Source organism: Streptomyces sp. NPDC006655, from assembly GCF_040703965.1.
Lineage (GTDB): Bacteria > Actinomycetota > Actinomycetes > Streptomycetales > Streptomycetaceae > Streptomyces.
This window is the reverse complement of sequence record NZ_JBEYJU010000222.1, coordinates 1-3,781: the sequence shown is the minus strand read 5'-3', so window position 1 is coordinate 3,781 and position 3,781 is coordinate 1. Positions and strand designations below refer to the sequence as shown.

Below are 3,781 nucleotides of genomic sequence, written 5' to 3'. Positions count from 1 at the left end.
GTAACCGAAGCCCGGCTCCAGCGGCTCGATCACGAACCGGGAGCGGAACTCGTCGACGACCTCTTCGGTCAACGAGGGACGCTGAGCGATCAGCACGAGCTATTGCCTCCAAGGATGTGCGTCCGCCGCATGACTCGGCTCCTGCCTGAGTGAAGTCGACGATCAGCGAGGCAGCCATCGGCGCGGTCCGTAGGCGCATACTAGGGGCAACATGACAAAGCCTGCTGCACCGAAGCGTCATTTGCCCACCAGTCCCTTCAAGGCCCCGACCACGCCGGCTCCCAAGCACTTCGCCGTGGGTGACCAGGTCACTCACGATGTGCACGGCCTCGGCCGGGTGGTCGGCATCGAGGACGGCATCGCGGTACTCGTGAATTTCGGCTCGGAGCAAGTGCGGGTCCTGAGCCCGTACTCCAAGATGACCAAGCTGTAGGACCGCTGCCCCCGCCCCTGAAAGCGAGCCCCCTCATCGATCTGACCTCGCTGTTCTCCGCCCTGGAAGAGCAGACCCGCTGCGTCGCGCCGGCCTCGTCGGCTCCGGCGACGAACCCCTTCAAAGCCCCGGACTTCGGGGAGGACGAAGCCTTCTGGCCCGAGGAGGAACAGGGGTCCGCCTCGGGCCCGCGCGCGGCGTAGCGGCCCGCGGCTCACGCGACCCGTTCGGCGGATGCCGTCGCGCCGGTCGGCGGATGGTGTCGCGCCGGTCGGACCCGACCGTCGGTCCGGCAGGCCGCCCGGACTCTTCCACCTCTGTCCAGGCGCCTCCGTCCCATGCTCGACCGCCTGCTCATCCCGCTCCGCCGTCCGGGTCCGCGCCGTCTCTCGACGGCGGCGTGCCTCCGGCGTCAATCCGGCATGGCCACGGCCACGGTCCGGTCGGGGAGGAGGTCGAGGAGCTGTTTCGTGTGGCCGGGCAGTTCTGCCTCCGCCAGTCCGGTGACGATGTCGCGCAGCGGCATGGGCTGATCGACCAGGAGGCTGTCGTTGGACAGGAGCCGGGCAGGCACCAGGGTGCCGAGTTCGGTGTCGCTGAGCGCCGCACCTCCGGCGAGTGCGCACAGTGCGGCTGCCTGGCCGCCGATGCGGTCCCGGAGCCCGGGGTTGCCGCCTGCGTGCGCGATGGTTCGCTCGATGGTCCAGGCGTCGAGCGCGATCCGGTTGTCGTACGTGGTGTGGGATCCCGCTGCGACACCTGCGACGGCGGAGATGGTGGCGGCGCTGACGAGAGAGACGTGCGCGAGGATCTGGTCGGCGTTCCACTCGCCGTCCGGCGGGGCGGGGCCGGGGTCGTCGGCGTCGGCCACGTGGGCGGCGGCGTCGAGCAGTGCGCGGTAGGCGTCCTGGAGCGGGGCGGTGTCCAGCATGTGTCGCACCTCACTGTGCGGGCGTTGCGGAAGGAACGAGGGGCTGGGAGGCGCGGCTCAGGTGTGGGCGCGGGACATCTCCCACGGCGCCTGCGGCAGGACCTCGCCGGTCTCCAGCATCGACTTGAGGTTGGCCAGCACGGCCGGCCAGCCGGCCGAGATGCCGCCCAGCATCTCCTGATTGGGCAGGTTCTCGTGGGTCACGGTGAGGCGGACGATGTCCTGATGCGGTTCGACGAGGAAAGTGACGACCGACGGCTCCCTCGGCGATTCGGCATCAGGGGCGTCGTCGAAGGTGACGACCAGCCGGGTCGGGGGCTCGGCCTCCCGGACATGCCCCACCACGTCGATCCTGCCTGACCCGTCGGCTCGCCGGTGCTCCCAGGCCGAGCCCGGCTTCCAGTCGGAGACGTTGGCGTGTCCCCAGTAGCGCGCCGTCAGCTCGGCGTCGGTCAGGGCCTGCCACACCTGCTCCGCACTGGCGCGGATGTAGGTGACATAGACGTAGTCCGGTACCGGTGTGGGTGCGGTGGTCATGGCGTACTCCTCTGCCTGGTGCTTGATTGCGCTGATCGCTTGCAGGCGGGGTTTGTCGAAACCGGAGATCCAGCGTTCCTCGATCTCGTGGATCGGGGCCGGGTTGAGGTAGTGCAGCCGCTCCCGGCCGCGCCGTACGACGGTGACGAGGTCGGCCCGCACGAGGATGTCCAGGTGTTGCGTCGCCGACTGGCGCGCCATGTCGAGGCGCTCGCACAGTTCGCGCAGCGTCTGCCCGTTGTGCTCGCGCAGCCGGTCGAGCAGGAGCCGCCGGGTGGGGTCGGCCAGCGCCTTGAACACCGAGTCCATCACCGTTGCTTCGAGGCTCACGTCGTAATCATGCAGGTATTCACCTGCCTATTGTCAAGAGCGAGGCCGACCGAGTGAGCCGAGCACAGCGATGCCAGGGGACGAGGCAGCCCCGCCGCCGGGGTGCGCCGGAACGGTCCCGGCGGTCCGGCAGTGACCGTCGTGCTGCGCGCGCTGCCCCGTCGGCCCTCAAGTCGGGTGCCCGCGTCACCGGTGGATCGTGCAGGAACGTCGGGGTCGAGAAGGGGCTGGTTCCCGTGACGTCAGTTTCGGTGCCGCGGCCGCACGCAGGCCATGGCGCGGTGGCAGCCGCCCTCGAAGAACTGCGGGCCGGCCGGCCCGTGATCGTGCTGGACGACGCGGACCGCGAGGACGAGGGCGGGGTCGTGATGGCCGCCCAGTTCGGCACCGCCCGGAGCCTGGGCTCCTTCGTCCGCTTCACCAGCGGCCTGATCTGCGCGCCGCTGGCACCCGAGGTCGCCGACCGGCTGGAACTGCCGCCGATGGTCCCGTCCACGGCCTCGCTCTCCTCTCCATCGAGCAGCTCGCACCCCGCCCACGTCGCACGGACCCCAGCGCGGTCGTGTGCGGCGAGGACGCGGCCCGCGGCAGGCCCGCACCGGACGCGTACCTCCGCGCCGCCGCCCGGCTGGGCCTCCCGCCCGCCGACTGTCTCGCCGTGGAAGACTCCCCGAACGGCATTCGCGCGGCGGCAGCCGCGGGCCTGCGGGTCCTGGCCATCCCCCGCGACAGAATGCGACTGCCCGTCGCCCTCACCCACCTGATCACGGACCAGGCGGACACCGCCGCCGCTGCCCTGCCCGTGCTGCGCCGACTGCTCAGCGCCCAGCCCGAGCCGACGCCACAGTGAACGCCTGCCGCCTGCCGTCGGGGAGGGGGTGCCGGTCGCCTGGTCCACGGCCCCGCCCTGGGTGCTCCACGCCGTCGGCACGGTTCTGACACCCCTGATCAGGCTGCTGTGACGGAGAGGAGGCGGTCCGCCCACCTCCCGGAGGTGGAGTGTGACGAGGGCCGGGCTCGCGCTCTCAGCTCGGGAAGCAACGGCGCTCGGGCGGTCGACGGTCCCCGGTCGGCACCGCCACGTGCCCGTGTGTTCAGGCGGAGCCGGAGCCGGCCCGGTCCGCCGGTTCGCCGGCGGCACGCCGGTACTCGGCGTTGATGCGCTGCGCTTCCTCGAGCTGGTCCTCGAGGATGACGATGCGGCACGCGGCCTCGATCGGAGTCCCCTTGTCGACGAGCTCCCGGGCGCGCGCGGCGATCCGCAGCTGGTAGCGGGAGTACCGGCGATGCCCTCCCTCCGACCGGAGCGGAGTGATCAGCCGAGCCTCACCGATCGCTCGGAGGAAGGCCGGGGTGGCGCCGAGCATCTCGGCTGCCCGGCCCATCGTGTACGCGGGGTAGTCGTCGTCGTCCAGACGATCATTCAGAGGATTGTCCGATGTCATGTCACCTCGCTGTGCAACGCGTCGAGGGGCCCTGGTGTCGGCGAGGGTGACGACGGGGATGCCGAGCCGGTCGGCGAGCCGCATCAGCCGCAGGGCCTTGCGATA

Annotated in this window: 5 protein-coding genes and 1 pseudogene; 3 read left to right on the top strand and 3 right to left on the bottom strand. The window is 71.0% G+C overall.

All coding sequences use genetic code 11. The features are described 5' to 3' along the window. The first annotated feature begins 211 nt into the window (after window positions 1–211). Entirely contained in the window at window positions 212–433 is a 222-nt protein-coding gene (locus tag AB0958_RS44745; RefSeq protein WP_366896227.1) for a hypothetical protein, read from the top strand. A gap of 412 nt (window positions 434–845) precedes the next feature. Here AB0958_RS44745 and AB0958_RS44740 read toward each other — a convergent pair whose 3' ends face one another. Beyond that, window positions 846–1,364 (bottom strand): hypothetical protein, encoded by a 519-nt coding sequence (locus AB0958_RS44740; RefSeq protein ID WP_366896226.1) that lies wholly within the window; start codon window positions 1,362–1,364, stop codon window positions 846–848. Window positions 1,365–1,421: 57 nt separating this feature from the next. Further along, complete coding sequence (locus tag AB0958_RS44735; protein ID WP_366896230.1) at window positions 1,422–2,210, bottom strand: metalloregulator ArsR/SmtB family transcription factor; 789 nt, start codon at window positions 2,208–2,210, stop codon at window positions 1,422–1,424. 74 nt (window positions 2,211–2,284) lie between these two features. Here AB0958_RS44735 and AB0958_RS44730 point away from each other — a divergent pair. Both AB0958_RS44730 and AB0958_RS44725 read left to right on the top strand, forming a co-directional pair. Further along, window positions 2,285–2,719 (top strand): annotated as a pseudogene (locus AB0958_RS44730) (3,4-dihydroxy-2-butanone-4-phosphate synthase); the annotation flags it as partial. Then, window positions 2,665–3,081: an HAD-IA family hydrolase gene (locus tag AB0958_RS44725; RefSeq protein WP_366896229.1), complete on the top strand. Its 417-nt coding sequence runs from the start codon at window positions 2,665–2,667 to the stop codon at window positions 3,079–3,081. The pseudogene AB0958_RS44730 and the gene AB0958_RS44725, both read left to right, overlap by 55 nt. Window positions 3,082–3,325: 244 nt before the next feature. Here the strand turns inward: AB0958_RS44725 and AB0958_RS44720 are convergent, their stop codons facing one another. Continuing rightward, a complete protein-coding gene (locus AB0958_RS44720) occupies window positions 3,326–3,676 on the bottom strand; it encodes a MerR family transcriptional regulator (protein WP_366896228.1) in 351 nt (116 codons plus the stop codon). Between the last annotated feature and the right edge of the window lie 105 nt (window positions 3,677–3,781).

Bases quoted from the DNA above. Each gene is read 5' to 3' on its own strand.
- AB0958_RS44740 (WP_366896226.1), bottom strand. From the start codon at position 1,364: ATGCTGGACACCGCCCCGCTCCAGGACGCCTACCGCGCACTGCTCGAC.
- AB0958_RS44745 (WP_366896227.1), top strand. From the start codon at position 212: ATGACAAAGCCTGCTGCACCGAAGCGTCATTTGCCCACCAGTCCCTTC.
- AB0958_RS44735 (WP_366896230.1), bottom strand. From the start codon at position 2,210: ATGGACTCGGTGTTCAAGGCGCTGGCCGACCCCACCCGGCGGCTCCTG.
- AB0958_RS44720 (WP_366896228.1), bottom strand. From the start codon at position 3,676: ATGACATCGGACAATCCTCTGAATGATCGTCTGGACGACGACGACTAC.